The organism is Flavobacterium sp. 9 (assembly GCF_002754195.1).
GTDB lineage: Bacteria > Bacteroidota > Bacteroidia > Flavobacteriales > Flavobacteriaceae > Flavobacterium.
In genome coordinates, this window is sequence record NZ_PEEU01000001.1 from 5865975 (window position 1) to 5892514 (window position 26540).

The following is a 26540-nucleotide window of genomic DNA, read 5'->3' on the forward strand; positions in this document are numbered from 1 at the left end:
AGTGATTAAATAAGGAATCACTTTTATATAATGAGCCGTAATTTATTACTGCTCATTTTTTTGGTATGAAGTAATTTGTAAATGAAGTTGTAAATTTGCTTTAATTATAACATTAGAGCAAATCTTAAAAGTAAAAGAAACGGATTTCAATAGGTTAACTAATTAAAGAAAATGGAAACAGTTAAATTTCATAAAACAGAATGTGGTGTTGAAGTGCTTCTAAATGTATTGCACGGCGATATGCTGAGTAAGAGATATTTGGAGCGCAATACTTATAATACTGATTTTTTTGAAATATTGCTTTTTAATACCGCCAAAGGATCCTTAATCTTAAATCAGCAGAAAATCAATATAACCGATAATACGATGGTTTTTATTTCTCCTTTTCAAAAAAGGCAATGGACTTTGGAGAAAGAAGGATTGGATTATACTGCTCTGGTTTTTCAGGAAAATTTTCTTAATGATTTTTTTTCAGACAAATTCTTTACATACCGGCTTCTTTATTTCTATCAATTGAATAATCCTTTAGATATTAGCATTGAAAAGGAAGAACTTCAAAAAGCACTTGACCAACTTGCAGAAATTAAATACGAACTTGTTAATAGCAGAACAGACAGTATTCATATTATACGATCTCTTACTTATTACTTGCTTTTGAAGTTTAACAGAATTTATGCTGACACAAACAATCTTTCAATTGAGAGGGCAGAAAATAATTTTGCTTACCAGTTTAAACAATTACTGGAAATACATATCAGGCAGAAGCAGCGAATTGACTATTATGCAGATTTATTGAATGTGAGCAGGATTACAATTAATACTTGTGTGAAAAAGCAGTTTAATGTTACTGCGACAGAGCTCTTAAAACAGAGATTGCTTTTTGAAATAAAGAATGACCTGATACATTCCGGAAAAACTATTGCTGAGATAGCCTATGATCTTCAATTTTCGGAACCCGGACACATGATGCGATTTTTCAAAACGCAGACAGGAATAACCAGTAGCCAGTTCCTTTCAGATTACCAAAATGGTATATTTTCATAGCATTTTAGTAAGGTTATTACAAAATAAGAAAATCTACAACAAAGAATAACGATGCATTAAATGAAAGTTTAAGGTATAACAATTTCAATACATTAATCTGCTTTAAGGCAGTTAAAATTTTAATATGTTCAATAAATACAAATCCAATAAGATATATTACCAAAGCACAATAACACTTGCAGGGCCAGTTGTAATTTCTCAATTAGGGCATACCCTGGTGCAGACTCTCGATACCATTATCATAGGGCATTATGCAGGAACTATATCTTTGGCGGCAGTCTCATTGGTCCACTCTGTTTTCATGGTCGTTTTGGTAATTGGATTAGGTGTTGCCTACGGATTGACACCTTTAATTGCGCAAGAAAATGGGAAATCAAATTTTAAGGAATGTGCCGAGCTTCTGTCAAACAGTTTATGGCTTAATGTAGCAGCTGCTATTTTTCTTTTTTTAGTAGTATACTATGGTTCTATGTTTGCGATGCAACATGCAGATCAGGATCCTCAGGTTGTAGAAACAGCAAAACCATATTTACTTATTTTAAGTTTATCTATTCTGCCTTTAATGATATTTCAGACTTTTAAACAGTTTGCAGAAGGGCTGGGTTTTACAAAGCAAGCAATGTCTATAACGATATGGGGAAATGTACTTAACGTAATTATTGCAGTCATTCTGGTAAAAGGAATGTTTGGAATTGAGCCAATGGGAGTTCGCGGAGTAGGAATTGCAACATTGATAGATCGGGTTTTAATGATGCTGGTCATGATGTGGTATGTGGTTAAATCTGAAAATTTTAAAGTTTATATCAAGCATTTCTCTGTTAAGTTTGTTGATTTTTCAAAAATTCTAAAAGTGGTAAAAATAGGATTGCCTGTGGCGATGCAGTATGTTTTTGAAATAGGAGTATTTGCAGTTGCGGCTTTAATGGCTGGCAATATAGGTGCAACGGAACAGGCAGCTCATCAAACAGCAATAACCCTTGCGGCAATGACCTACATGATGGCAGGAGGAATTGCATCGGCGGCAACTATTAAAGTCGGAAATAGTTTCGGAAATAAAAACTACAAAAGACTCCAGAAGTTTGCTTATGCGTCTTATCATTTAGTTATCATTTTTATGATGTTTTTTGCCGTAATTTTCACACTCTTTAATCAATATTTACCTTACTTAATAACAAATGATGCAAGTGTTGTAGCTCTGGCTGCACAGTTATTGATAATTGCTGCAATATTCCAACTTTTTGATGGTACGCAGGTTGTTGGATTGGGAACATTAAGAGGAATGGCAGATGTAAACGTTCCTACTTTTATAACTTTTGTTGCCTACTGGCTTATTGGGCTACCTGCAGCCTATGTTTTAGGAATTTATTTTAATGCAGGAGTAAAGGGAATCTGGTACGGTTTGACTCTGGGATTGTTAACATCATCTGTCTTACTGTATTTAAGATTCCGATATGTAATAAATAAAGTTTTAGAAAATTAATTTATTAAGTCAATATAGATTTTTTAATTAATTCAATTATTAAAGAGAATGTCTGTAATTTAAGAATATTATAAAAGCAGCAAGAATAGGACACTATTCTTGCTGCTTTTTTTTACAACTTAATTAATAAAAAATTCTTTATGCATTTTAACCCATTCTTCCATTGAAGTCATTTTTACAGGCAGTTTTTCCAATACCTCTTGCAAGTTAGGATTGAATTTTGTTGGATATACCGCAAGACTGGCCAGCATTTCATAATACCCTTGTACACCTCTGGCACTTTCTTCTCCAACAAGAATGCTTAATTTATCTCCAAACTCTTGCGGAGGCATTGCGTAGAAATCAATTTTTTCGCCCAAACCAAGAGAGAATTTTTCGGCAAGACCATTCCCTTTCAAGTCATCCAAACCACTCACAAGAAATGATTGTCCGGATAACTCTGGTTTGTATAAAGCTTCTACCACAAAAGTGCTGACATCTCTTGATGCAATATAACCAATAGGCATATTTTCTGGAGTTGGGTAAGCTACTTTTCTTTCGTTTTTTACATAATCGGTTGTATAAGGAGCCAGTAAATTTTCGGCATAAATAGAGGGCTCAATGATTACATACGGTACTCCGCAATTTTGAAGATATTCCTTTGTGTCCAGTTTTACATCTTCCATAGGAATTCCTAATTTTTGTGGTGCCAAAAATCCGCTGGTATTCCAAACTATCATTTTTACGCCATTTTCCTTAGCTGCATCAATTACGTTTTTGGCAAGTTGAAATCCATCTGCCGGATTAGGCAGGGAGACAGGAATCAGCAAAGCAACAGCATCAATCCCCTTAGTGATTTCTTTCATTTTTAGAGCATCAGACATATCGCCCAGTACAGGGATTGCACCTGCGTCTTCTAGTTTTGAAAAGTTTTTTTCTGAACTTGTTGCTGCATAAACAATTGCGCCTTTATTTTTTGCTTCTCCAATTACATGGAATTGCTGTGAACCAGTGGCTCCAAATACTAATACTTTCATTTTATTTTTTTATTTAATTGTTTTAATTTTTTGGTAAAACTAATTAATAACTTACTTTTGTACAAGTACTTACGTTTTAGTTGGGTACTTACCAAATAGTTAGAAATACTGAAAATCAATGGAAAAAAATCTAAAAATAATTAATGCATGTGATGAAAACTGCCCGGTAAAAAAGTCTTTAGGTTTATTGGGAGGAAAATGGACAATGATGATTTTGTATCAGCTTAATACCAGAACCATTAGATATGGTGAACTTAAAAGGGCTGTAGTGGGTATTAGTGAAAAAATGCTGATTCAGGAATTGAATTCTCTAGTAGAAAACAAATTGGTCAATAAAAAAGCCTATCCTGAAATCCCTCCAAGAGTAGAATATACATTAACAGAACTGGGTTTGAAGACTTTACCAATTATAGATCAAATAGCTGCTTTTGGATTGGAAAATTTGGTTTAGTTTGCTTGCTCAAATCTAACATTTAGCCTTTCTTTTTAAGCATTGTTTTCGCCTTTATTGGTGAAATTTTCCCTTTATATCTTCGTAGCCGCTTAAAAAAATAAATTAGTAAAAACGAGTAAAACTTATATTTACAGGATATATGAAAAAAATGGCGCCAATTGTCTTCAATTGGCGCCATTTGGCTGTGGTGACCTCTACGGGACAAATTTCGATAAATTTTATGGAAGATTTAAAGGTATTGGCTTACTACATGTAGACGCTGTCTTTCATTGGCTTAGTAAATTTGGTTTGGATGTCCTGTTGGGGATCCATGCAAAAAATATATAAACTCAATTTGTTTACCACATTAAACTATTATACAATTCTACTAATATTATGAAGGATTTGAACAGATTCTTATAGTTAACGTAGAATTGTCTTTCATTGTCTATATGAATTACTGTTTCGGATTTAAAAATAAAGCTATTTGTTTTTTTTTGGTTAGATAAGTCTTTCGTAATTTTCGTGGTAAAAATATCAGGGTTAATCATTCGAATATGTTACTTTCCTAAAAAATACGAAAAATCCTGTTTTAATATTAGCAGTTTATTATATTTGTTTTAAGCAACAGAAGTTTTTTCACAGACTAAAGTCGATAACAATCTCATTGAACCAATAGTAATTAAAACAACTCTTCAAAATTATAATAGCAAGTTAATGAAAATAGTTTTTTACCAACCTAAAAATAGCATTCTTAAAAAATATATGGAAGGTTACTATTTTATGACTCCTGATGATTCTCATCAACCATTTCACTACCTCACTTTTCCAAATAATTTTTTTATTCTTTCTGTAGCAATAGGCAGTCAGATTATGACTGATGATAAGCAAATTATAATCTCCCATTCCCCAGCAAACGAAATAATAGCGGATTTTCTAGCACGTTATACAAGACCAATTGAGATTCTATATAAAGATCCCGTACCAGAAATCACCATTTATTTTAAGCCTTCGGGCATAAATCATTTTATTGATAAGGCTTATCTGCTATTCGGGCAGAAAACGGCAATCAACTTCAATCCCTTTGCTGATTTTTATGAAGCAATGAAGGGTATATTGGAACTGAAGGATCTAACACTCCAAATAGAGATGCTTGAAGAATACTGGCTTTCAAAATTTGAACAAAAAGACCTTAAATTGATCGAGGATATTTTACTAGATATAGAGTCAGATATGAAAATTTCAGACATTGCTTCAAAGCATAATATGTCAAGACAGCATCTTAATACTCTATTCACAAAAATAGTCGGAAAACCCTGTTCTGAGTATAGAAAGATCTATCGTTTCAGATCGACAATTGAAAAAAAGAAAAATACAAAAAAAACTGACCCAGCTTACATATGACAATCTCTTTTATGATCAATCTCATATGATAAAAGATTTTAAAGACCTTACCAAGGTAAGTCCTCAATCTTTCTTTAAAAAAATAGATATAGACAAAAAAAATATTTGGCTTTACATATAGACTTTACATTTTTACAATTTTCGCTGTCGTGATAAGACTACTTTCGTAATCTTATAGGAAAAAAAAATGAAACACAATTTCAAGCTTGCATTTTTTGCAAATATCATTTTATTTGCAAGTTGCAACTTATCGGCACAGCAAAAAGACAATTACTCAACAAAAATCGACAGTTTGCTGAAAACCAAAAATCCAAGAAATTTTAATGGAGCGGTTATTATTCAGCAAAAGGGAAAATTAAAGTATGCAAAAGCGTTTGGGTTTGACGATTTCAATAAAAAAACTTCGCTGAAAGTCGACGATAAATTCTCTACAATGTCGCTGGCAAAACAATTTACAGCAACACTTATTTTACAGCAAGTAGAAAAAGGAACGATTGATTTGCAAACACCTATTCGTAAATATTTGCCAGATTTTAAATATTCCTGGGCAGACACGGTTACCGTTCATCAGCTGCTGAATAACAGTTCGGGTTTGTACAGCGAAAGTTTGGACAAACCGCTGAAGTTTAAGCCTGGAACAGCTTTTAGTTATTCAAACGTTGGTTATTATGTGGCTGGATTGGTTTTGGAAAAGCAAAGCGGGAAAAATTTTGAAACTTTAGTAACAGCGCTATTCAAAGCATGCAAAATGAAGAACAGCTATTATCCGAATGAAACCAATAGCCAATTTTTGACGAAAGGACACTTAATAAAGAAAGATGGAACGATAAATCAATTTGATAAAATAAGCTTAACAACTGACCAATATTGGGGGAGTCATTTAATTGTATCCGCACAAGATCTTGCAAAATGGAATGAATGTTTACACAACGGTAAATTACTAAAGTTAACTACTTATAAAATGATGACGGGTTATTCAATAACCAATACGCATATTCTTTTTAGCGAAAAACCAATTGGATATGGATATGGATTACGTATAAACGATAAAGAAAATATACTTGAAATCGGACATACAGGCTTTCATCCAAGCGAAGGATTTACAGCGGTCAATTTATATTATCCTAAAACAGATACAAGTATTATTGTTATGGAGAATCAGGCGAACGAAAATTTTGAGATTGCATATTATTTTGAACAGCAAATTAGAAAAATTATAAAAAAAAGCCAGCTTTTAAAATAATCCTAATTCATGACACGAGACAACTTTTACACTCAATAATCTTAAGAACAGATATGAATCAAATTTTTAGATTACCATTTCTTGGAATATCACTTCTATTTTTAAGCTGCAATTCAACTTCAGTTGTTAGAAAACAAAATGGAAAACTATCAGCTGATACTTATTTGCCTAAAGTGGTTTATAAATCAGGCGATTTTGTCATAACGCAATTAACTGAAAATGCATTTGAACATAAGTCTTTTCTGCAAACAAAGAGTTCCGGGAAAGTGCCTTGCAATGGAATGATAGTTAGAAACAGTGGTGAAGCAGTTATCTTTGATACAACATCCGACAGTCTTTCCTCTGCGAAATTGATTTCATGGGTAAAGGAAAAACTGAACTGCAAGATAAACGCTGTTGTGCCAACCCATTTTCATATTGATAATTTGGGTGGGTTGAAAGCATTTGAACAAGCCGGAATTCAGTCATATGCTAATTTTAAAACCATTGAATTTGCAAAAGAACGAAATGAAAATTTACCACAAAATGGTTTTACGGATTCGCTTGTAATAAAAGTTGGAAACAAGAAAGTCATAGCAAAATTTTTTGGAGAAGGTCATACACGTGATAATACTGTTGGATATTTTCCTGATGAAGAAATATTATTCGGAGGCTGTTTAATAAAAGATATTGATGCCACCAAAGGCAACCTTGCAGATGCAAATGAAAATGAATGGTCAAATACGGTAGCAAAAATAAAAAAATCATATCCCAATATTAAATACGTGATTCCAGGGCACGGACAATATGGTAATCAAAAATTATTAGATTATACTATCGAATTATTTAAAAAACATTAAGAATATTCTACAATAAGACAACCTCATAAAAAAACACAATGGCAAAGAACTTTTTTATTTTATTTATTTCTACAATTTTATTAATAGGCTGTTCGACAAATAAAGAACAATTCGGAGAAAGTACTATTGAAAATGCTACCGGCACAGCTTTATCGAAAGATGAGTTTTCTAAAATCAGGAGTTTAAACAATGAGACTTTCGATACGGTAAATTTTGTAAGTAGAGAGAAAGTAGGACTCAAGTATCGCTTATATAGGCCCAAACAGCAAAAAACATGTAAATCATTCCCATTAGTAATCGTGTATCATGGTTCCGGAAGGCCCATTGGAAGTGATAATAGTTCTCAATTGGGGGTTTTACCAAAACTATTTGCAAGTGCAGAAATACAAGATAAATATCCAGCATATGTTTTAGCGCCGCAATTCTCTGAGCGGTCTTCAGACTATGAAACCGACAATAAAAGAAATCTGCTGTATTCAAAACCTAGAGCTTCCCTAAATTCAGTAATGCAGCTTATAGACTCGCTAAAATCAAATTTAAATATTGACAGTAAAAGAATTTACGTAGTTGGATATTCTATGGGCGGTTCAACTGCAATTAATTCATTGGCATCAAGACCGGATCTTTTTGCAGCAGGAATTAGTATTTCTGGCATACCGCAGTTTGATAAAACAGAAAAGCTGAAAACAATTCCCATTTGGCTTATTCATGGTCTTGATGACACAGAAAACCCGATTAGCAGTGATGAGCAATTTTATAAAGAAATGAGCACTAATATCCGTTTTTGGAAACTAAAGGGAACAACCCACGATAATATATTTACCACTACGATTTTAGGAGAAACATTACCGGAATGGTTGTTCAAACAGCATAAGAAATAAAACTGCTGCTGATATCGATTTTGCAAAAATAAAAATTTCAAAAAATACCAGATATGATGTAGTTACGAATTTTAATAAAAAGATTTTATAAAACAAATTAAACAAAACTTACCTATGAAACAATTACCAAAGTTATTCTTTACCTTTTTACTTATTATGTTTTTTGGTTGTACTGCTTTTAGCCAAGAAAAAGCGATTGCCAGTGACCAACGTTATATTTTCTTTTTTCATAATGGTTTTATTGAACAAAATGATCTTAGTGTAGCACATCCTGAATATGGAAAAGCAGAATACAATGAAATTTTAGATTCCTATAGAAAGGATAATTTTATTGTTTTTAGCGAAATTAGAAAGAAAGATACTGATGTTCATAAATATGCAAAAAAGGTAGTCAAACAAATTAAAGGATTACTAAAAAAAGGTGTTTCACCAGATAAAATAACCGTAATAGGAACTTCGAAAGGGGGGTACATTGCACAGTACGTATCAACTTATCTGGCAAATCCAGAGGTGAATTTTGTTTTTATCGGATGTTTCAGGGATATCGATATTGAAGAATGGCCTGATATTAATTTTTGTGGAAACATTCTAACTATATACGAACAATCAGATGTATTGGGCGTTTCAGCTATTAGAAGAAAAGTAACTTCGAAACTTAAAGTAAATCATTTTAAGGAAATAGAGTTATATACTAATCTTAAGCATGGCTTTTTATATAAAGCCTCAGACGGATGGATTGCACCTTCTAAAAAATGGGCAAATGGGAACTATGAATAGTGCATATAATTTGACAAACCTGTGGAAAAAAGTAAACAATTTTGGACTCAGTTGATCCGTAATTGATTAGGTACAAGTAGGAGAGTGGTTTATAAGATTATAGACCACTTTGTAAATTGTGTTTTATAATTAGACCTTGAAAATTAGTTCAGCAAAATTTAGAAAAATGTTAGTCTTTGTTTTAACTCATTCAATGTTTTCGAATGCTGTTAATTTATCTTATTTAAACGGAAAAATGATTTAAAGGTAATTTCTTTAGTAGTCGAAATAAAAAAATGGCGCCAATTGTCTTCAATTGGCGCCATTTGGCTTTGTAGTGACCTCAAAAGGACAAATTTCTATAAATTTTATGGAGGATTTGAAGAGATTGGCTTACTACATCTAGTTTCTGTCTTTCATTGGCTTTACAAATTTGGTTTGGATGTTCTGTTGGGGATCGAAGGAAAAAATTCTCGAACCATTTTAAAATTGTCTTTAAAAAATATCTAGTTTCAATCCCTTGACTGGACAAATTTCTATATTTTTTTTTCAAAGATTAGAAGATCTTAATTTTGGGCAGTGGTTGTCTTACATTTGCTTTATAAACTTGGCTTAATGTATGTAAGAGTAAATTGGATGTGCTAGAGAAAAAAAGGAGATTTAGTTACAAGTACATTTTTGGTAATTAATCTATTTTATAGATAGACTAATGTACTTTAAAATTCGCTTTAGCTTTTTGTGGTGGAAAAGTTATCAAGTCCAGTTAGAATCATGTTCCAGCTTCGAGAAAAAATATAAAGCATGAGAAATTAAATTTCTCATGCTTTTTTGTGATTCAATAATTTAATTTTTGTCAATTTGGTTAATATACCAAAAGATTGAAAATTATCATTTTTTAATTTTTCCTCACTATCTGGGAAGTAATTGGCTCTCCTCTCTCTGTTAAAACATCGTCGGCATAGTAGTTTTGAAATTGCATAGGGAGACCAACACCAGTTGTAAGAGATGAAGTTGTCTGCAGATGATAATGCAGATGCGGCCCTGTAGAATAACCGCTGTTTCCAGCCAGACCAACCTGCTGACCTCTCTCTACCGTATCTCCAATCGCTACTATTATAGAATTCTTTTTTAAATGAAGCATAAAGGAAAACTCCCCATTCAAATGATCAATAATAATATAATTCCCTAACGATTGCTTACTGTTTTTAATTCCGGGAACATTATCCTCAATTGCGTTTTCCATCGCTATTATCTTTCCGTCTCCAGGCGCATTCAAACGTTTCCCAAAACAATAATAATCTTCATTTTTGGTTCCGTCTCCTGTATTCCCTCTTCTGTTTATTATATGAACAATGTCCAGTGCATATCTCTGGTGCCGGTTAGGCATAAAATGATGATTTAATTCTAGAGATTTCCCTCCTGCGACTATATACCAGTCGTCTTCAAAAGGCAATTCTAATACTGTTTTTGTCTTGTAATTTAAATAGATGTCTTCATCGTATTTTCCTTCATCACCCATAAGCATGTCTGCACAGGAGGTAAATAAAACCATAAAGATAATTGCAAAAAAGCACGCCAAAGATTTGATTTGTTTCATGATTAAAATTTATAGTTAATACCCAGATTTAATTGATGCTGCAGTTCTCTGTATGCACTTGGCACCTGAAGCCTCGCATAATTAAAATTATAGACTGCTTTTACATCAAAATGATTAGAAAGCTTATAACCATACTCCAATTCCCATAAAACACTTTGATAGTTGTCTATGGTATAAAACTTACCTTCTGCGTTGGTAACTCTAAGTAACACTACAGGAAGAGTTAATTTTGACGATAAATATTGTTTTTCACTAGATTGGTATCTAAATCTACCCGTTATCCCAAATTCCTGATGTAGCGTATAATAATCCTCATTATTAAAAGAAGAAGTGTTTGGATTGCTATAAATAGAAGTATTGGTCTGTGATTGAAGTCCTCCATATATAACAAATCGATCTTTATCATAAATCTTTTTGAGATAAGAAAAATCCAACCCGACTTTCGCAAAATCATTATTGAGATTGGAAAGTTTATCGGTTTTTAATTCAGATGAAAGATAATCAATCTTAATTTCAAATAGATTTTCTTTTTTACTAGTATGTGTGTAATTTAATTTATACACCGAGCCTTCATACTCATACATCTGCACTGGCGCAAACTCGAGGTTTTTCAAATAGCCAAAATTATAGCCTGTCGAAAATTCCAGCTGGTTCTTTTTTTCGGTAGTTTGTGCTTGAACCGAGACTGCAGACAAAATCGCAGTCGTAAAAATAAGTCGATTTAATTTCATATAAATTGAAATGATTAAGTTGATTATGATGGCAAACCTAAATGAAATAAAAACCGATAAAGTCCAAATATCTTAAGACTGGAGAAATCCGAACTTATTTATTGGTATTCCGAAAACTGTTTGGTGTCATACCTGTAGATTTTTTGAAGGCATTGTGAAATGTTGTCTTCGAAGTGAATCCAGATTCTAATCCTATTGCCAGTAAGCTGTAGTTTTCATAGTCTGAATCTAGAATCATTTCTTTCACGGCTTCGACCCGATAGTTATTTATATAATTGGCAAAGTTATCTCCCGTAATCATATTAATGAGTTGCGAAACATATCCTGCACTTATTCCTAGCTGTTCTGCTACTTTTTCTCTGTTTAGATTGCTATTTTTATAAATTTGATGCTCTTCGCAAAGTATTTCCAGCCTCTTAAAATAAGGGTTTTCTTTTGTAAAGAGATCTAAACCATTTGCATCATTTCCTTTTTTAAGGATTACTTCTTCGACAGATATTTCATCTTCTGACAAAGTCTTTTTATTTAACAGTTCTTCTATTCCTGCTTTATTGTCGGCCAGCCTGTATCTAAACACACCATAATAAGCTGTGCAATGAATTAAAAATGTAGCAAACAATGCCAGAATCTGCATAACATACGAAAGATCATATTCAAAAAGCAAGCCTGTCAGAATAGCCACCATCCAGGAAAGCATTAATAAATAAACCAAAAACCATAAAAAAGTAATCCATTTCTTTTCCTGTTTATCTTTTGAAAATTTAATAAATCCGAAGGTATAAACAGTCATAAAGGGCATAAATACCAGAACAAGATAAAAATCAAAACTTCCAATAGTTTCTATAATGCTTTTAAGAAAATGCGGAATTGTAAAAATATGCGCTACAGCATCGCAGTCATAAAAAACATTTGTAATGGCTGAATATAGAAACGGTGCATACAACCATCGAATCTTTTTCGAATTTCTGATGGGATGATTCAACTGATGTATAACAAACATAAAAATTAAAACAGGAAAGAGAAATGCCCATTCGACATCATCAAGAAAACGCAGAAAAGGTATACTGCTGTAAAGATCAATTATTTCAAAGACGAGGTTAGCAATAAGAATGGAAAGCGTAAATATTGCATAAGCCAAATATTTATTGGCTTTGCTTTTGAACAATGGTGATTTTAAGATAATTGCTCCTAAAACTATTCCTTGAAAAATTGCTGTGTTAAAAAATATTGTAAAGATCAATCTATATAGCTTTTGTTTAAATATACTGATGCTATAATGCTTCCAGTACAAAATTATTTTTAGTCTATTGCCTACATTTTATTTCACGAAACTATACTTAATTCATTTCATTTTATGTTAAAGGAAATACAATTAAAACTAAATAAAAAGACAATTAATAAGATCCAGAATTACAAATCATGAAGCCGCGATTCTTTCATTATTTTAGTTATGGAAAAACCAATTTTTTGCTTCAGTCGAGCAACAATTATATTTGAAAAAATGAGAGCAGGAAATTCAAATAATTATGAAATATTAAATCATTTAAAAATGAGATTTCATTTTCTGAAATTGAACAGTAACTAGAAAAAAACAGGATATTATAAAGTCATAGTTTCTCTTCATTCTTGGTGTTCGAATCCTGTTAAGTTATCGAATGATAAATCAACTATTTATGTTATTTTTCATATAAATATATACACCGATGCAGCTTTTTGTTTTAGAGAAAGAAAATAAAAGCAAAAAATGATTCAAAGTTATTGCATTTAGTAGAAAGAGTAAAAAAAATGGCGTCAATTGTCTTCAATTGACGCCATTTGGCTGTGGTGACCTCGACTGGACAAATTTCTATAAATTTTATGGAGGATTTGAAGAGATTGGCCTATCATATATAGTGTCTGTCTTTTACTGGCATCAGAAATTTGGTTTGGATGTCCTGTTGAGGATCCATATGTTTTTCGGTATAAGAATAAGTGAATGAAAAATGTTTCTATTCAAAAGTTATTAATCTTGATAGACGAATATTGAGCCGAATTAAAGTTGTGCATATGTTGAGAAAGAATCAGATGATTGAACCAAGGATAACTATGTTTAAATCATTCTATAAATTGGCGGGCTAACTTTTAAATTACTTAAATTCTTATATTTGATTCTGACAGATACTACAGAACCTCAGTTTTTTCAATCAAAAACTTTTACTAGCACTAAGTTTTGCAAATAATTAACGTACTTTTGGTTTAACTAAAAGGTTATTTATAAAAGTAAAATATGAAAAAAATTATTGTTAGTATGTTTGTTCTAAGTCAATGTTTTAATGTACATGGACAATCGATTGATAAAATTATTACGAACAAGGAAGTAACTCGTATAGAGAAAATACTTTCGGCTGATGATATGCAGGGTAGGAGAACTTTTACTCCCGGTATTGACAAAGCATCTGCCTTTATAGAATCAGAGTTTAAAGAAATTGGTTTGCAAACTTTTAATGCAGCAACAAATTACAGACAAGAATTTTCGATGACTACTTCTAAAGCAGTTTCTTCAAAAATTACTATTGATGGCAAAGAAATAAATAATAATCAAGTTGTAACATTCTCATACCTTCCTCAAGTTTCTTTAACTGAAAAAAGCCATATTTCTATTGTAAAAATCACTAAAGGGGATAACATTGGCGAGAAATTTAGTGAATATTATAAAAGTCCGAAAAATATTTTGGTACTAGTTGATCCTTCATTTGATAGTGTTTTACCGAATATTCAACATATTGATCGAGTAAATGCTAATCCAGGAAACAATACGATTATGTTTGTTTTTGGTACCATAGAAGCGACTACTTTTTCTGTTGAATTAACGAATGTAATCTCCAAAAAAACATTGAATAATGTTGTTGGAATATTACCCGGAAAAACTAAACCAAATGAGTATGTGATTTTTTCAGGACATTATGATCATTTAGGAGTAGGCTCTCCCAAAGAAGGTGCTCCGCATCCTGCAACAGATTCTATTTATAATGGTGCTAATGATGATGCCGCGGGAACAACATCAGTAATTATGCTTGCGAAATATTTTAAAAAACAAAATAACAACGAGCGTACTATTATTTTTACCACATTCGTAGCTGAAGAAATAGGTGGTTATGGAGCCAAATATTTTTCTAAACAGCTTGCGCCAGAAAAAGTGATTGCGATGTTCAATATTGAAATGATAGGTACAGAATCTAAATGGGGTAAAAACTCTGCTTACATTACAGGCTACGAAAAGTCGAATATGGGGCAGATTTTACAAACTAATTTAACAGGAACAAGTTTTACATTTTATTCAGATCCTTATCCAGAACAACAATTATTTTACCGCTCAGACAATGCTACGTTAGCCAAGCTTGGAGTTCCTGCTCATACCATTTCTACTTCAAAAATGGATAGTGAGCTAACGTATCACACAGTCGATGATGAATTTGAAACGTTAGATATTGATAACATGACCCAAATAATAAAATCAATCGCATTAAGTTCTTCTTCGATTATTAGTGGAAAAGATACGCCAACAAGAGTTGATACTACTCAATTGAAATAATATAAGTAAATTATAAAAAATCGAAAAAGCACTGAAGATGATCGATTTTCAGTGCTTTTTTATTATTTACCTTGTTCTGATATACTATAAATATCAATTAGTATATTTTATAAGTTTTTTTTTTAAAATCTAAAGAGCTGTTTTGCCAACAGCTCTTTTTTTTGGCTCTATTTTTAATATTGAACGAGGGTTTCAGCATGGTGCCGCGATGACTTTAGAAAAATTATTACTGGGCAGTGTAGAGGAAGTAAAGACAATGTGGAAAGATGAGATTTGATTTTAAAAATCAATGTTAAGCAATTGAAAACAATCTAGGAGAATATAAACTTAATTTCCGGTGCGTTCTTGGCGTTCGAATCCTGTTAGGTTATCACACACTAAATTTTAAATTTACCTTATTTTTCATGTAAATACGTATTCTTTTGCAGTTTGCCTCTTTATTTTAGTGTGATCGTAGCTATTCGAAGTCTTCCAACTTCGGGCACATTTGTTATTTCCAAGTTGTAAATCTATTTGCTATTCATTAAAAAATCTCTTTAAAGAAGTATAAGTATAAAGAAAAAGTCAAAAAAAAATCCCATTTCTTATGAAATGGGATTTTAATTTTTGGGAACTCGATAGGACAAATTTATATAAATTTTATGGAAGATTTGAAGATATTGGCTTACTACAGATATAGCCTGTATTTTAATGGAATCAACATTTTGGTTTGGACGTACTGTTGGGACTGATGTAAAATTTTATCAACTTTCATATGTAGATCGATTAATAATTCAAATCGTATATAAGGCTCTTGCTGTAAAAATCATATTTTCATAAATTTGTGAAATGAAATTTAAGTATATATTCCATATTGACGATGACCAGGACGATACGGAGTTTTTTTTCTCTGCAGCCCTTGAAGCGTCTCATGGGGTAAATGTTGAGATATTTTTTGATTCACGTAAGGCTTTGGAAAAGCTTTTGGATATGGATGTGAATGTGATGCCTGATGCCATTTTTCTGGATCTCAATATGCCTGTGCTGAGCGGTTTTGAATTCCTTAAGGAAATAAAGTGTCATTCCAGCCTTAAAATGATCCAGGTAATTATTTTATCCACGTCCTCTCAACAAGAATCAAAAGAAACTGCTAAGAAATTGGGTGCAGATGGTTTTATAACCAAACCTTCAAACTTCTATGAATTGGTAAGCATTCTGAAGTCCTATTTGTGAATTATTAAAAAGTTGCATATGCCGCATGGCAGCGGATAATAGTTGGTAGCACTTTATTATTGTTATGCAAATTTTCTGCGAAGTTTGTTTAGCCAGCTGTAGTGATGAAAGTGGTTAAATTATTGCTGTAGATGAGGGTTAATTATAAAACGAATCTGCCGCAAACTAAATATAATTTATAAAACTGCAAATTCGTTTCAAATGATTATATAATTCTGTATTGAAATGAAAAATAAGTAATCCCTTTTCATTAAAACAGAAAATTAACAGCTTTAACTTTCTATGGCAAAAAAGGCAGCAGAGCCATATTTTAGTATGTTGGCATTTGAATCTTTATTGTAATTCTAATAAAGAAGTTACTTATGCAGGCAGGTACACATTAAACACTGCACCATTCTTGCTGCTGCCTTCAGCATCGATTTCACCATTATGATTTTGGACAATTTTCTTGCACATTGCCAGCCCGATGCCGGTACCTACATACTCATTTTTTCTGTGCAGTCTTTGGAATATACTGAATATTTTATGAGTATTTTCTGGATCCATACCAATACCATTATCAGTAAATTGAATTTTATAATAAGATGCTCCTTCTTTTAGATTTAGCGGCCTTATTTCCTCTGGCGTGGCAATACTGCAATGGATTTGAATTTTTGGCTGTACATCTGCGCGTATAAACTTTAAGGCATTTCCAATGAGATTGAAAAACAGCTGGGACATTTGAAGCGGAATGCCTTTAATTATCGGCAGGGTATTCCAAGTAACTGCCGCTCCTGTCCGGTCCAGCAAAACGTCATAATCTTCCAGTGCATGTTTTACAGTATTTTCAAGGTTTACTTCCTCAAAAGAGTAATCGTTTTTAGGCAGTGCCGAATAGGCGAGCACATCCCTTATAAGTTTGCTCATACGTACCGTGGCATCTTTTATTTTGTTTATATAACTACGCGACTTTTCGTCAAGATGATTTGTGATGCTGCTCTCGAGCAGTTCCATAAATGTACTGATCTTGCGAAGTGGCTCCTGTAAGTCATGCGAGGCTATGTATGCAAATTGCTCCAGTTCCTGATTGGAATGTTTCAATTGTAAATTGGTCTGCTCCAGTTCTTCATTTGTTGCCCTTAATTCCTCTACAACAGAAGCGATTTCCTCGGTGCGCTGCTGCACTTGATTCTCCAGTTCGATTTGGAGTTTAGTCTGTATCGTAATATCCTGTGCCGTACCGTTTAATCGGACAGGTTTTCCTTCGGGATCAAAAACTGTTTTACCCTGTGCATGCAGTATCCTTTTATTTCCTGTTGTGGGATGAATAACAGTATATATCTCATCGTACAATCCGCCAGACTGCGGATTTAATGCCCATGCTACTGCATCTGCGACCCGTTTCTGGTCTTCGTCTGAAAGAATTGGAATCACTTCATTATAATCCTTTGCTGCGGGGTCAAAGCCGAACCATTCAATTAAGCGGTCCGAATAGGTCAATCCATTTGTAGCTACATCAATGCTCCATGTGCCCAGTTGTGCTAGTTCCACTGCGCCTCTCATGCTGAGCTCGGCTTCTTCAAGTCTGTTTCTTGAAATTACCTGATCGGTCACATCTATTATAGTAAATATAACCCCGTAGACGCTCCCATCTGTATCTTGCAGCGGCTTAAAGGTATAATCATAATACCCGACAGAAGATATGCCGTCTTTGATTAACTCGATACGCTCGGCTGAATTAGTATAAGTTTCGCCCGTTCTTAAAACATGCTGATACTCGTCGGGAAGCCTGGTATTTTTGAGTTCGGGTACCGTTTCCAAAATTGGAGTGCCGATTATAGAAGGCTTTTTTCCAAAAAAATCCAGCATTTTTTCATTTGCCTCGCGCAGCAGCATATTGCTGCCGATCAATACGATTTTGGCAACTGGAGAATTATAAAATACGGTACGCGCAAATTTTTCGCTTTCTTCTACTTTTCGCCTCTGAATTACCTGGGGGGTATTTTCCAAAACCCATATAGCAATTTTTTCCACTTTCCCTTTGGCACTTTTTAAGGGAGTATAAACAAAAGTAACATACACAGTTTCTTCCCTGCCGTTTCTTATTAATATAAGTTCAGCTTCATTTGCAGAGAAGGTCTTGCCATCACTGACAACGCCGGCCAACGCAGCTTCATAGTATTCCCGTACTTCTGAAAAAGTATCCCAGTAAAAGCGGTCCAGGATCGCTTCCCGAGGTTTTCCGGCTACGGCTATAAAACTGTCATTTACAATTTCTGCTTTTAGTGTATCAGCATCCAGAACACAGATGCCCACTGGCGCGCTCATTACTAACAAATATAGTTCCTTTTCGTTTTCGATATTCATAACACTTTAAATTAGGTAGGGGCGAAGAAGATTGACCAGTTCTTTAATGCCGGAAGGTTTAGTAAGAAAACCGCTTGCACCATCGCTTTTTAGCTTATGAATAGTGTAAGAGTCTGAAGAAGTGGAAAGTATTATTACAGGAATATGCTCCAACATTTCATAGGCTTTGAGTTTCAACAAAAATTCCTGCCCGTTGATAATCGGCATATTGAGATCAAGAAATATAGCATCTGGAATCATCTCTCCATTTATTAGTTTCTCCAGCGCAGCTGCGGCATCAGTAAATGAAAAGCAGTTTGCTGAGGCTGACAATTGATTTACTGCTTCAGCAAAAAAATCAATATCGTCGTCGTCATCGTCAATATGAAAAATTGTTGTATAGCCCATAATAGCAAGTTAATAAATTTTTAATAATTAAAAAAATATTTCTCGCTTACCCATAAGAGCAGACTATTACCATTAAAGCACCTGTCGTATACAGGAGCTTTGATATCATAAATAAGCTTAGGGTTTACTATTTGACATCAGAAATTGCAATTAAATGATCTGCAGATGAGGACGAATCTGCATCGTCACGATATCGCACCTCTTTGGCTGAGACAGACAAAACAAGGTGCTCATTGCAATATCTTCTGCTTTGAGCATTTCCAATTTCTCTATTTTTTGCTTTTGTTCTTCTTTCGAACTTTTTTGCATATCGCTTGTAACCGCTCCCGGTTCAATTAAGGAAACTTTGATACCTAGCGGATTCAATTCTTTGCGAAGCGATGTGCTAAAACCTCTTATGGCTGATTTGGTCGCCACATAAATCGTACTGGCCGGTTCACGGCTTTCTGCGCTCATAGATCCAATGTTTATGATATGCCCTGATTTTTGACCTTTCATTCGTGACGCAGCTTCTTCACAAAAAGCGAGATAACCCGTAATATTGGTATCGATTACATATTGGTAATCTTCATAGGTGCTTTTTGTTATTCCTTGGGCAGATAATGCTGCGTTGTTGATTAGAATATCAATTCCGCCTAATTCATTGTCTACAATTTCCATGATTTTAGCAATGTCTTCTTTTTTGCTGACATCGGCAGGAGTGCCATATATTTCACTGCCCGGAAACTGCTGTTTAATATCTTTAACGGCTTTTTTGAAATCTTCATGATCTCTTCCAAAAATAACAACGCGACCTCCAAGAGATACTAATAAATCAGCAATTGCTTTGCCGATTCCGGTTGTTCCACCTGTGATTACAATTCTTTTATCTTTTATATTTTGTCCAAAGTAATTTGTTAATTTTTCCATTTATTAGTTTTATTTATTATTAGTATATCACAATTGAATTTTAATTAGGCCCTGACCTGAAATTTTGTATTCGTGCATTTTCGCAGTTTTTCTGTACGGACTAAGCATTTCATTATCCTGCGAAACTTTAAAGTCTATTTTGCTTTTAGAAAGCTTTATAATTTTCAAATTGCAGGTCATCTCTATATCTCCATCCAGGCGTATCGTGATTGATTTTCCTCTTTTAGTAAATTGATGTGGATAATCGATAAATATCAAAAAGTCTTCATCGATTTTGATGTATTGTCTGGGTACTATCCCAAAGGCCATTCCGGCGCCGTACACTTCCTGACCGACCTGACCGCTCTGTTCCCATCCATTGTATAAATCCTCCAGTGGAACCCACAAATCAGCTTGTAATTCTCCTGTTTTAACTTCTTCGGAGAGCATTTCTTTTGGCAGCTTAGGCGGATAATAATAGGCAATTCTGTTTACCGCATATTTAATAAATTCCGGAATTAATGTTTTTAGGGATGGTAAAATTTCAACATCCGTAGCCTGAATAAAATATTCTGATAAAGCAGCATAAACTTCCAGTTCCTCATATGCGGCCGTATAAGGCGCATCATTGAGTGGGAATATCGAAAAGAAATTGGTGTAATTTTTACCAAAACCGTACCTGCAGTCGTAAAGCTGTATGTTTTTAAATAATCCGCTAAGACAGGTATAACTGATCTCGAGATATAATTTTTTATTGGTAATTTTATACAATTCTAATAGTGCTCCGGCCGCAAAAGCTGTGTTATTGGCCTGGTACAAAATATTGAGGCCCAGTTCAGTTAATTTTTTTGCTGCTTTCTCTGCTTCGTATAAATATCGTTTTTCTTTGGTTAGCTTAAAAAGAAGAAGCATTAAATGTGCGTAGGCGCCAGAAACATCTTTTTCTCCCCCTGCGCCGGGTGCTGTTTCTTTTTTGATTACTTCGAGCGTTTCCATATCATAAAATACTGGCCATTCGTATTTAAAATGGTGGGCAACTTTGATAGCATAATCAATAGAATCCAATAGCAGTTTTTCGGCTGTTTTGTCTCCGTGCAGAGCCAGCCTTGCTAAATTCATTAATGGATGATGCAGATACCAGGAATCCATCACCATCTCTTTTTTTTGTTCCTCTGACTGATCCAGTTTGTCGGCTAGAGATGGAAGCCATCGGTTTATACAGTTTATCTTCGGATCGTAAAATGCAGGCAATCCGCTAATTAAATCATTGTAAAGCGGGTGCTTTTCACTGTTCCATATCTCATATTCACGATATGGAGACAATACAGAGAGCTGAACCATACTTTCTGCAGGCGTTTCATAATCGCACAAATAAGCATTTAGATACGGAATTCCGTTTTTTTGTGTCCAAGCGCCTTTATTTTGTGATAAATCACTTAAAACATTCTGGGCGATTTCTGGCCAATTGTGATATTCAATTCTTGGCTGCTGAAGCACTTTATATATCTTGACCAGATTATTTAAAAAGTGCTCACAAATAGACAGTGTTTCCTTTACTATTTCAGTTTCTAATACTATATAGGCATCTGATATTGTAAAAGTTTTACCTGCGGGAAGCGGCAGTTTATCAGTAATTGGAAGCATAAACCCAATTTCCGGCCAGTTTCCGCCAACTGTATTTTTCGATTCCGTTTGAGTTGCCTCACAATATTCAGATAGTGAGGTAAGATTTTGAAAATAAAAAAAGGAACCCGTTTTTGGTTTTGTGATGCTGGCAAATATGAGTCCTGATCGTGATCCAAATTGTTCCATATGAATTTTTCCAGCTGTGTTTTCGATATTCCCGTTTTCTGTAAGCGGAATTATATCGCGTGGCCAAAACGGAATCATAAGTGCCGCATTTGCCTTAAAAGTGGTCATGTAATGCAAAATACGTGATGATTCATCGGGAAAATTAATACGGACCTCATAACTGCCCAGCCTGGTATCGAGTGCAAAAACAATAGTGTCCTGGTCATCAAAAAGGTTGACAACTTCAAAACAGCTGTTCATTGCAAATGCTGCGCGAAAAGCTAATTTTCCGTTTTCGGGCATAAGTGCCACAATCCAGAGCGAATCGCCTGTATTATAAAATTGATAGGTATAATCAAGAATTTTTCTTTCTAAAAGTATTTCGCTATTTTCAATATCTGCCTGAGCAGTTTTGCTCCACGCTGTAACTGTATGCATACAAAAGAATTTTAGTTTATATTAATGTAACGTCCAGTAAATAATGAAAAAGAATCAGTTTGAACCCTCATTTTGAGAACCTTATAGTGCTATTCACTAAAAATGAAATGACTCATCATTAGCGTTCCCAAAGAAAGCGCTAAGAAATATAAGAATAAGCCATATGTTCGCAAATAGATATTCATCATCAAACTGATTTATAGCAAATTTCAGCAAAAACACTTTTTTTTTCTTATACAATTTTTTCAACTTTTTATAAGATTAAGTATCAATGGATAAACTTGTAAAATAAATCTCATCTAAATTTTAATGTCGGTATTATAATGTCGGTAACTGTGCAGCGCATTTTAAGAATCGTTGCAATAGCAGATAAATGCTTTTAATGTATAAGAAGCTCGTAATCAATGTTTAAATACTGTAAAGTACAGATGAAAAGTTGTAAGGTAAAACAATACAGTGCATTGTAATTTTGGCCTATAACCTTAAAAAGTAATATTATGAAAACTGCCGTAAAAAATAATGCTGCTACGACAAGCAAAACCGGAGCTGCCAGTAAATCAACAGCATCTAACACTGCGTCAAAAGGAACTGTAAAGGCTAAACCTACCGCTGCGGAAGGATTAAGAGAATTGTTTGTTGACTCATTAAAAGATATTTACTGGGCTGAAAAAGCATTAGTAAAAGCACTTCCAAAAATGGCCAAAAATGCCACTTCAGAAAATCTGATCACGGCCATTAACGATCATCTAGCCGTAACACAGCAGCAGGTAGCCAGACTTGAAGAAGTTTTTAAATCTGTGGGCGAAAAAGCAGCCGCCAAGAAATGCGATGCGATGGAGGGACTTATCAAGGAAGGCGAAAGCATAATGGGAGAAACAGAGGCCGGACCTGTTAGAGATGCAGGAATTATTGCCGCATCACAAAAAATAGAGCATTATGAAATTGCTACTTACGGAACACTGGCAGCCTTTGCAACAACATTGGGGGAGGATGATGCAGTACTGTTGCTGGAAAAAACACTCGGTGAAGAAAAACAAGCTGATGTTACCCTCACTGAGGCCGCGTATAATACTATTAACTTCGATGCAAAAGAAGAAGATCAAAGATAATTTCAAATTGCAATTCCACAAGTAAATTTGATTTTTTATGAAACCTGTACCATTATTTTATAAAGGTGCAGGTTTTTTAACTGCCTTAATTTCACTATTTTAAATTCCAGTGGTTCAAAAAAAACATAAATGAACCTGATAAGTATTGCTAAATTCTATTTTAATTACAACTAATTTTTCAGGTGACTTACCCGATGATTTTTTTTTAGTAAGCTCAAGGTTCATGCCCACCATAAATCAAGAGCAGCACAATTAGTACCAAAGCACTTTCCGGTTTAGATCAGCTAAGTGGAGCAAGAAGAATCTATTTCCTAAACTATGGCTGTCTATTGTGTTTTATTTGTAAGAATTCCAAAAGATCTTGTAAAATTAATCCTCTAAATAATACGTACTTAGGGGGCTATTAATTTAAAAAAAAACTATCATGAAAGCAGCAGTTATTCACGGACCAGGTTCCGTTAAATATGATACGGTAGAAGACCCAAAAATCAATGCTCAGGACGATATAATCTTAAAGGTCACCTCAACGGCAATATGCGGATCAGATCTTCATATTTACTCAGGTGCCATGCCGACATCTCCTATGGTGCTTGGCCACGAATTTATGGGGATTGTAGAAGAAACAGGATCAGCCGTTACACATTTGAAAAAAGGAGACCGTGTGGTGGTTCCTTTTCCCATTGCCTGTGGGAATTGTTTTTTCTGCAACCATGATGTTCCGGGAAATTGTGAACACAGTAATCCCGAGCATTACGGTCCTGAGGGTGGAGTCCTGACTGAAAAGGGCGGAGCGCTTTTTGGATATACTGACCTATACGGTGGATATGACGGTGGGCAGGCACAATACGTAAGAGTGCCCTATGCCAATTACGGACCACGCATTGTTCCGGAAAACCTAACCGATGAGCAGGTCCTTTTCCTGACTGATATTTTCCCTACGGGTTACACAGGAGTGGACTGGGGCGAGGTAAAAGGAGGTGAAACGGTTTGGACTTGCAACAAAAAGTCGGACAAATTTTCTAAGACCTATGCTACACTTTCTATTTTATAAAATTCTAGTTCCATTTCTTTAGGTGTTTTATATCCCAAAGAAGAATGCAGACGTTTTCTATTATACCATACTTCTATATATTCAAAGACTGCTAATTTAGCTTCTTCAATGGTTGTGAATTTATGCTGATAGATAAGTTCTGCTTTAAGGGTCTTGAAAAAACTTTCAGCTACAGCATTATCCCAACAATTAGCTTTTCTACTCATACTTTGAGTGATTAAAGTATTTTTATTAATCAATTTTCTGAATTCTATCGAAGCATATTGTATTCCTCTATCTGAATGAAAAAGTAAAGATTCTGTTATTTCTCTTTTTGATACTGCCATTTTCCAAGCTGGAATAATCGTTTGATCGGTATACATTCGTGTGCTTAATGACCATCCTATAACCTGCCTGTCATATAAATCAATAATAGTAGTAAGATATAACCAGCCGGCAGCTGTTCTTATATAGGTTATATCAGACACCCAAACCTCATTAAGTGATTTTGGTGTAAAATTTCTATTGAGATGATTACTGCACACTGGATATCGATGATTAGAATCTGTGGTTACTTTAAAGCGTCTTTTAAGTTTACTTCTCCAGCCATTAAGAAGCATCAATTTAGCAACTTTCCTTTTGGATATTTTATATCCTTTTCTTTTTAGCTGTTCCGCTATTCTGGGACTTCCGTAAGTTTGACTGCTTAGATCAAAAACTTCTTTTATTAAATCTGTAAATAGACTATTTTCTATAAATCTATTAGAAGGACCGCCACTGAACCATCTATAATAACTACTTCGGCTTACTTTTAAAACGCTGCACATCTTTTCAATAGGATATAAATGTTTATAGCTGACTATAAATTGGTAGATTTCCCATCGCTCTTGGAAAAGATGTGAACGGCCTTTTTTAATATCTCAAGCTCTAATTCTTTTTCTTTAAGGGCTTTTCGTAATTGTTTTACTTCTAAAGAATCTATCTCTGTCTTTTTAGAAATAATTGGTTGTAGATTAGTAAATGTTTTTTGAGAAGACCTCCATTTATAAATACGCTCTACCTGGACGCCTAGTTCATCTGCTAATTCTTTGATGTTTTCTCGCTCGTAACTTAATCGTACTGCTGATGATTTAAACTCAGCACTGTAAACTCGTTTTTTCATAATTCTAAGATATTTATTTTTATTTAAACAGTCTTAAAATTTATGTCCCAGTAAATGTAGCAACTCCACATAAACATATTGACAAGTTATTGGAATACGTGGTTCAGGGAAAAGTACAGCTTGATGATATTATTACCCACAGGCTGCCTCTGTCTGAGATCTCGCATGCATATGATATTTTCAATAAAAAAGAAGATGGCTGCGTGAAGGTGGTACTGGATCCTTGGAAATAATCAAGACATTGCTTGCTATAATCAGTAATTCTCTTTCATTTAAAATCTGTTGAGAATCTGGCTTATTATATCATGCGTAAGTATTAAGTGAAAAAATCTGCACCTTGTGCAGATTTTTTTTATCCTTTCTTTGCATGCTAAAGTAAAAAAGTGGTTATTAAGTACGCGCAGCAATTTAATTAATGCAATCTAAAGGCTAAAGTTAGTTAATTACTTATGAATCTGATTCTGTGGCAGGTACCAGAACTGAGTCCATAAATTTTCCTGTAATAATGTTACCCTGCTCATCCTGCCATTGGGTGATAATATTTTCAATCAGTTCAGGTTCCAAACCAATTACTTTCATTACCGGACCGCCGAATTCCTGCTGTACCCTTTGTTGCTTCTGAAATTTCATACTCTTTTTCATCTCTTTATTGTTTTTTGCTAATAACCTGTTTAGGTCAGTTAAAATTACTGGTTTATTTATAGGCTTATTTTGTTGAGAATCAGTTCTGCTGTTTTCTCTGCTGCCTGCTGTATGATCTGTTCAGCACTGCCAGAGAAGATTTCACGATGAATAATACTGCCCAGCGGCGTTATGATGTGCAGAAAAATGGTACCTACGGGTTTCTGCGGGGTTTCACTTCCTCCTGAAGTCGTGAGACCGGTCAGCGCTACGGTAATATCTGAATTAAAAATAAAGGCAGTCCTCTCGGCCAGCGCCTGAGTCACTTCGTGGGATTCAGGGGTAAACTCTTCGATAAGAATTTCCGGTACATGCAGTATCTGTTCCTTGACAAATACTTCATAACATACAATTCCGCCACGGAGAATTTTGCCTGAATACGGCGTAAGTGAAAATTCAGTACTTAATTTTCCGGCTGACGCGCTTTCGGCAAACGCAATTTTCCAGCCTTTATCCGCAATTGCCTGACTGCAATTGGTAATGATTTCTGATGACATAGCT

General features: G+C 34.2%; 24 protein-coding genes. 12 read left to right on the plus strand and 12 right to left on the minus strand.

The annotated features are described in order from the left end of the window. Window positions 1-171 precede the first annotated feature (171 nt). Together CLU81_RS24445 and CLU81_RS24450 are read left to right on the plus strand one after the other, a co-directional pair. Window positions 172-1044: an AraC family transcriptional regulator gene (locus CLU81_RS24445; RefSeq protein WP_099712222.1), complete on the plus strand. Its 873-nt coding sequence runs from the start codon at window positions 172-174 to the stop codon at window positions 1042-1044. A gap of 124 nt (window positions 1045-1168) precedes the next feature. Next, entirely contained in the window at window positions 1169-2524 is a 1356-nt protein-coding gene (locus CLU81_RS24450; protein ID WP_099712223.1) for an MATE family efflux transporter, read from the plus strand. Between the two features lie 119 nt (window positions 2525-2643). Here CLU81_RS24450 and CLU81_RS24455 read toward each other — a convergent pair whose 3' ends face one another. After that, window positions 2644-3540: an SDR family oxidoreductase gene (locus CLU81_RS24455; protein WP_099712224.1), complete on the minus strand. Its 897-nt coding sequence runs from the start codon at window positions 3538-3540 to the stop codon at window positions 2644-2646. 118 nt (window positions 3541-3658) lie between these two features. Here CLU81_RS24455 and CLU81_RS24460 point away from each other — a divergent pair, with 118 nt between their 5' ends. The 6 genes from CLU81_RS24460 to CLU81_RS24485 all read left to right on the plus strand — a co-directional run bounded on the left by CLU81_RS24460 (window position 3659) and on the right by CLU81_RS24485 (window position 9117). Then, on the plus strand, window positions 3659-3991 hold the full coding sequence (locus CLU81_RS24460) for a helix-turn-helix domain-containing protein (RefSeq protein ID WP_099712225.1): 333 nt from the start codon (window positions 3659-3661) through the stop codon (window positions 3989-3991). Window positions 3992-4690: 699 nt separating this feature from the next. After that, window positions 4691-5377: an AraC family transcriptional regulator gene (locus tag CLU81_RS24465; RefSeq protein WP_099712226.1), complete on the plus strand. Its 687-nt coding sequence runs from the start codon at window positions 4691-4693 to the stop codon at window positions 5375-5377. A 187-nt stretch (window positions 5378-5564) separates the two neighbouring features. Continuing rightward, the gene (locus tag CLU81_RS24470) at window positions 5565-6620 is read left to right on the plus strand and encodes a serine hydrolase (RefSeq protein ID WP_099712227.1); all 1056 of its coding nucleotides are present in this window, start codon (window positions 5565-5567) and stop codon (window positions 6618-6620) included. 53 nt (window positions 6621-6673) lie between these two features. Next, window positions 6674-7459 (plus strand): subclass B1 metallo-beta-lactamase, encoded by a 786-nt coding sequence (gene bla, locus CLU81_RS24475; RefSeq protein WP_099712228.1) that lies wholly within the window; start codon window positions 6674-6676, stop codon window positions 7457-7459. A gap of 38 nt (window positions 7460-7497) precedes the next feature. Continuing rightward, window positions 7498-8340 (plus strand): prolyl oligopeptidase family serine peptidase, encoded by an 843-nt coding sequence (locus tag CLU81_RS24480; protein WP_099712229.1) that lies wholly within the window; start codon window positions 7498-7500, stop codon window positions 8338-8340. A gap of 114 nt (window positions 8341-8454) precedes the next feature. After that, window positions 8455-9117: a dienelactone hydrolase family protein gene (locus CLU81_RS24485; protein ID WP_099712230.1), complete on the plus strand. Its 663-nt coding sequence runs from the start codon at window positions 8455-8457 to the stop codon at window positions 9115-9117. An 874-nt stretch (window positions 9118-9991) separates the two neighbouring features. On the opposite strand, the gene CLU81_RS24490 is transcribed toward CLU81_RS24485, so the two are convergent. The 3 genes from CLU81_RS24490 to CLU81_RS24500 form a co-directional block, all read right to left on the minus strand. Then, entirely contained in the window at window positions 9992-10693 is a 702-nt protein-coding gene (locus CLU81_RS24490) for a M23 family metallopeptidase (RefSeq protein WP_099712231.1), read from the minus strand. Between the two features lie 2 nt (window positions 10694-10695). Then, window positions 10696-11424: a hypothetical protein gene (locus CLU81_RS24495; protein ID WP_099712232.1), complete on the minus strand. Its 729-nt coding sequence runs from the start codon at window positions 11422-11424 to the stop codon at window positions 10696-10698. Between the two features lie 94 nt (window positions 11425-11518). Beyond that, window positions 11519-12664 carry an AraC family transcriptional regulator gene (locus CLU81_RS24500; protein ID WP_099712233.1) on the minus strand — a complete coding sequence of 382 codons (1146 nt, stop codon included), beginning with the start codon at window positions 12662-12664 and terminating at the stop codon, window positions 11519-11521. Window positions 12665-13690: 1026 nt separating this feature from the next. On the opposite strand from CLU81_RS24500, the gene CLU81_RS24505 reads away from it, so the two are divergent. Further along, a complete protein-coding gene (locus CLU81_RS24505; protein WP_099712234.1) occupies window positions 13691-14995 on the plus strand; it encodes a M20/M25/M40 family metallo-hydrolase in 1305 nt (434 codons plus the stop codon). A gap of 828 nt (window positions 14996-15823) precedes the next feature. Continuing rightward, window positions 15824-16207 (plus strand): response regulator, encoded by a 384-nt coding sequence (locus CLU81_RS24510; RefSeq protein WP_099712235.1) that lies wholly within the window; start codon window positions 15824-15826, stop codon window positions 16205-16207. Window positions 16208-16567: 360 nt separating this feature from the next. Here CLU81_RS24510 and CLU81_RS24515 read toward each other — a convergent pair whose 3' ends face one another. The 4 genes from CLU81_RS24515 to CLU81_RS24530 form a co-directional block, all read right to left on the minus strand. Further along, window positions 16568-18553 (minus strand): ATP-binding protein, encoded by a 1986-nt coding sequence (locus CLU81_RS24515; protein WP_099712236.1) that lies wholly within the window; start codon window positions 18551-18553, stop codon window positions 16568-16570. A gap of 6 nt (window positions 18554-18559) precedes the next feature. Further along, entirely contained in the window at window positions 18560-18940 is a 381-nt protein-coding gene (locus CLU81_RS24520) for a response regulator (RefSeq protein ID WP_099712237.1), read from the minus strand. Window positions 18941-19090: 150 nt separating this feature from the next. After that, entirely contained in the window at window positions 19091-19849 is a 759-nt protein-coding gene (locus CLU81_RS24525; protein ID WP_099712238.1) for an SDR family oxidoreductase, read from the minus strand. A gap of 27 nt (window positions 19850-19876) precedes the next feature. After that, complete coding sequence (locus CLU81_RS24530) at window positions 19877-22057, minus strand: hypothetical protein (protein ID WP_099712239.1); 2181 nt, start codon at window positions 22055-22057, stop codon at window positions 19877-19879. A gap of 497 nt (window positions 22058-22554) precedes the next feature. Between CLU81_RS24530 and CLU81_RS24535 the strand changes: the two genes are divergently transcribed. Then, entirely contained in the window at window positions 22555-23166 is a 612-nt protein-coding gene (locus CLU81_RS24535; RefSeq protein WP_099712240.1) for a ferritin-like domain-containing protein, read from the plus strand. Window positions 23167-23590: 424 nt separating this feature from the next. Then, entirely contained in the window at window positions 23591-24217 is a 627-nt protein-coding gene (locus CLU81_RS24540) for an alcohol dehydrogenase catalytic domain-containing protein (protein ID WP_233209767.1), read from the plus strand. On the opposite strand, the gene CLU81_RS24545 is transcribed toward CLU81_RS24540, so the two are convergent. From CLU81_RS24545 to CLU81_RS24565, 4 genes are all read right to left on the minus strand, one after another. After that, window positions 24193-25113: an IS3 family transposase gene (locus CLU81_RS24545; RefSeq protein ID WP_144444448.1), complete on the minus strand. Its 921-nt coding sequence runs from the start codon at window positions 25111-25113 to the stop codon at window positions 24193-24195. The two genes, CLU81_RS24540 and CLU81_RS24545, sit on opposite strands and share 25 nt — an antisense overlap. Next, window positions 25056-25358, minus strand: coding sequence for a transposase (locus CLU81_RS24550; RefSeq protein ID WP_099707978.1), 303 nt, complete (start codon window positions 25356-25358; stop codon window positions 25056-25058). Before CLU81_RS24550 ends, CLU81_RS24545 begins: the two co-directional genes overlap by 58 nt. Window positions 25359-25805: 447 nt before the next feature. Further along, window positions 25806-26000 (minus strand): hypothetical protein, encoded by a 195-nt coding sequence (locus CLU81_RS24560; protein ID WP_233209768.1) that lies wholly within the window; start codon window positions 25998-26000, stop codon window positions 25806-25808. Between the two features lie 56 nt (window positions 26001-26056). Next, the gene (locus CLU81_RS24565; protein ID WP_099712241.1) at window positions 26057-26536 is read right to left on the minus strand and encodes a CinA family protein; all 480 of its coding nucleotides are present in this window, start codon (window positions 26534-26536) and stop codon (window positions 26057-26059) included. Between the last annotated feature and the right edge of the window lie 4 nt (window positions 26537-26540).

Bases quoted from the DNA above. Each gene is read 5' to 3' on its own strand.
- CLU81_RS24445 (WP_099712222.1), top strand. From the start codon at position 172: ATGGAAACAGTTAAATTTCATAAAACAGAATGTGGTGTTGAAGTGCTT.
- CLU81_RS24450 (WP_099712223.1), top strand. From the start codon at position 1,169: ATGTTCAATAAATACAAATCCAATAAGATATATTACCAAAGCACAATA.
- CLU81_RS24455 (WP_099712224.1), bottom strand. From the start codon at position 3,540: ATGAAAGTATTAGTATTTGGAGCCACTGGTTCACAGCAATTCCATGTA.
- CLU81_RS24460 (WP_099712225.1), top strand. From the start codon at position 3,659: ATGGAAAAAAATCTAAAAATAATTAATGCATGTGATGAAAACTGCCCG.
- CLU81_RS24465 (WP_099712226.1), top strand. From the start codon at position 4,691: ATGAAAATAGTTTTTTACCAACCTAAAAATAGCATTCTTAAAAAATAT.
- CLU81_RS24470 (WP_099712227.1), top strand. From the start codon at position 5,565: ATGAAACACAATTTCAAGCTTGCATTTTTTGCAAATATCATTTTATTT.
- bla (WP_099712228.1), top strand. From the start codon at position 6,674: ATGAATCAAATTTTTAGATTACCATTTCTTGGAATATCACTTCTATTT.
- CLU81_RS24480 (WP_099712229.1), top strand. From the start codon at position 7,498: ATGGCAAAGAACTTTTTTATTTTATTTATTTCTACAATTTTATTAATA.
- CLU81_RS24485 (WP_099712230.1), top strand. From the start codon at position 8,455: ATGAAACAATTACCAAAGTTATTCTTTACCTTTTTACTTATTATGTTT.
- CLU81_RS24490 (WP_099712231.1), bottom strand. From the start codon at position 10,693: ATGAAACAAATCAAATCTTTGGCGTGCTTTTTTGCAATTATCTTTATG.
- CLU81_RS24495 (WP_099712232.1), bottom strand. From the start codon at position 11,424: ATGAAATTAAATCGACTTATTTTTACGACTGCGATTTTGTCTGCAGTC.
- CLU81_RS24505 (WP_099712234.1), top strand. From the start codon at position 13,691: ATGAAAAAAATTATTGTTAGTATGTTTGTTCTAAGTCAATGTTTTAAT.
- CLU81_RS24510 (WP_099712235.1), top strand. From the start codon at position 15,824: ATGAAATTTAAGTATATATTCCATATTGACGATGACCAGGACGATACG.
- CLU81_RS24515 (WP_099712236.1), bottom strand. From the start codon at position 18,553: ATGAATATCGAAAACGAAAAGGAACTATATTTGTTAGTAATGAGCGCG.
- CLU81_RS24520 (WP_099712237.1), bottom strand. From the start codon at position 18,940: ATGGGCTATACAACAATTTTTCATATTGACGATGACGACGACGATATT.
- CLU81_RS24525 (WP_099712238.1), bottom strand. From the start codon at position 19,849: ATGGAAAAATTAACAAATTACTTTGGACAAAATATAAAAGATAAAAGA.
- CLU81_RS24530 (WP_099712239.1), bottom strand. From the start codon at position 22,057: ATGCATACAGTTACAGCGTGGAGCAAAACTGCTCAGGCAGATATTGAA.
- CLU81_RS24535 (WP_099712240.1), top strand. From the start codon at position 22,555: ATGAAAACTGCCGTAAAAAATAATGCTGCTACGACAAGCAAAACCGGA.
- CLU81_RS24540 (WP_233209767.1), top strand. From the start codon at position 23,591: ATGAAAGCAGCAGTTATTCACGGACCAGGTTCCGTTAAATATGATACG.
- CLU81_RS24550 (WP_099707978.1), bottom strand. From the start codon at position 25,358: ATGAAAAAACGAGTTTACAGTGCTGAGTTTAAATCATCAGCAGTACGA.
- CLU81_RS24560 (WP_233209768.1), bottom strand. From the start codon at position 26,000: ATGAAAAAGAGTATGAAATTTCAGAAGCAACAAAGGGTACAGCAGGAA.
- CLU81_RS24565 (WP_099712241.1), bottom strand. From the start codon at position 26,536: ATGTCATCAGAAATCATTACCAATTGCAGTCAGGCAATTGCGGATAAA.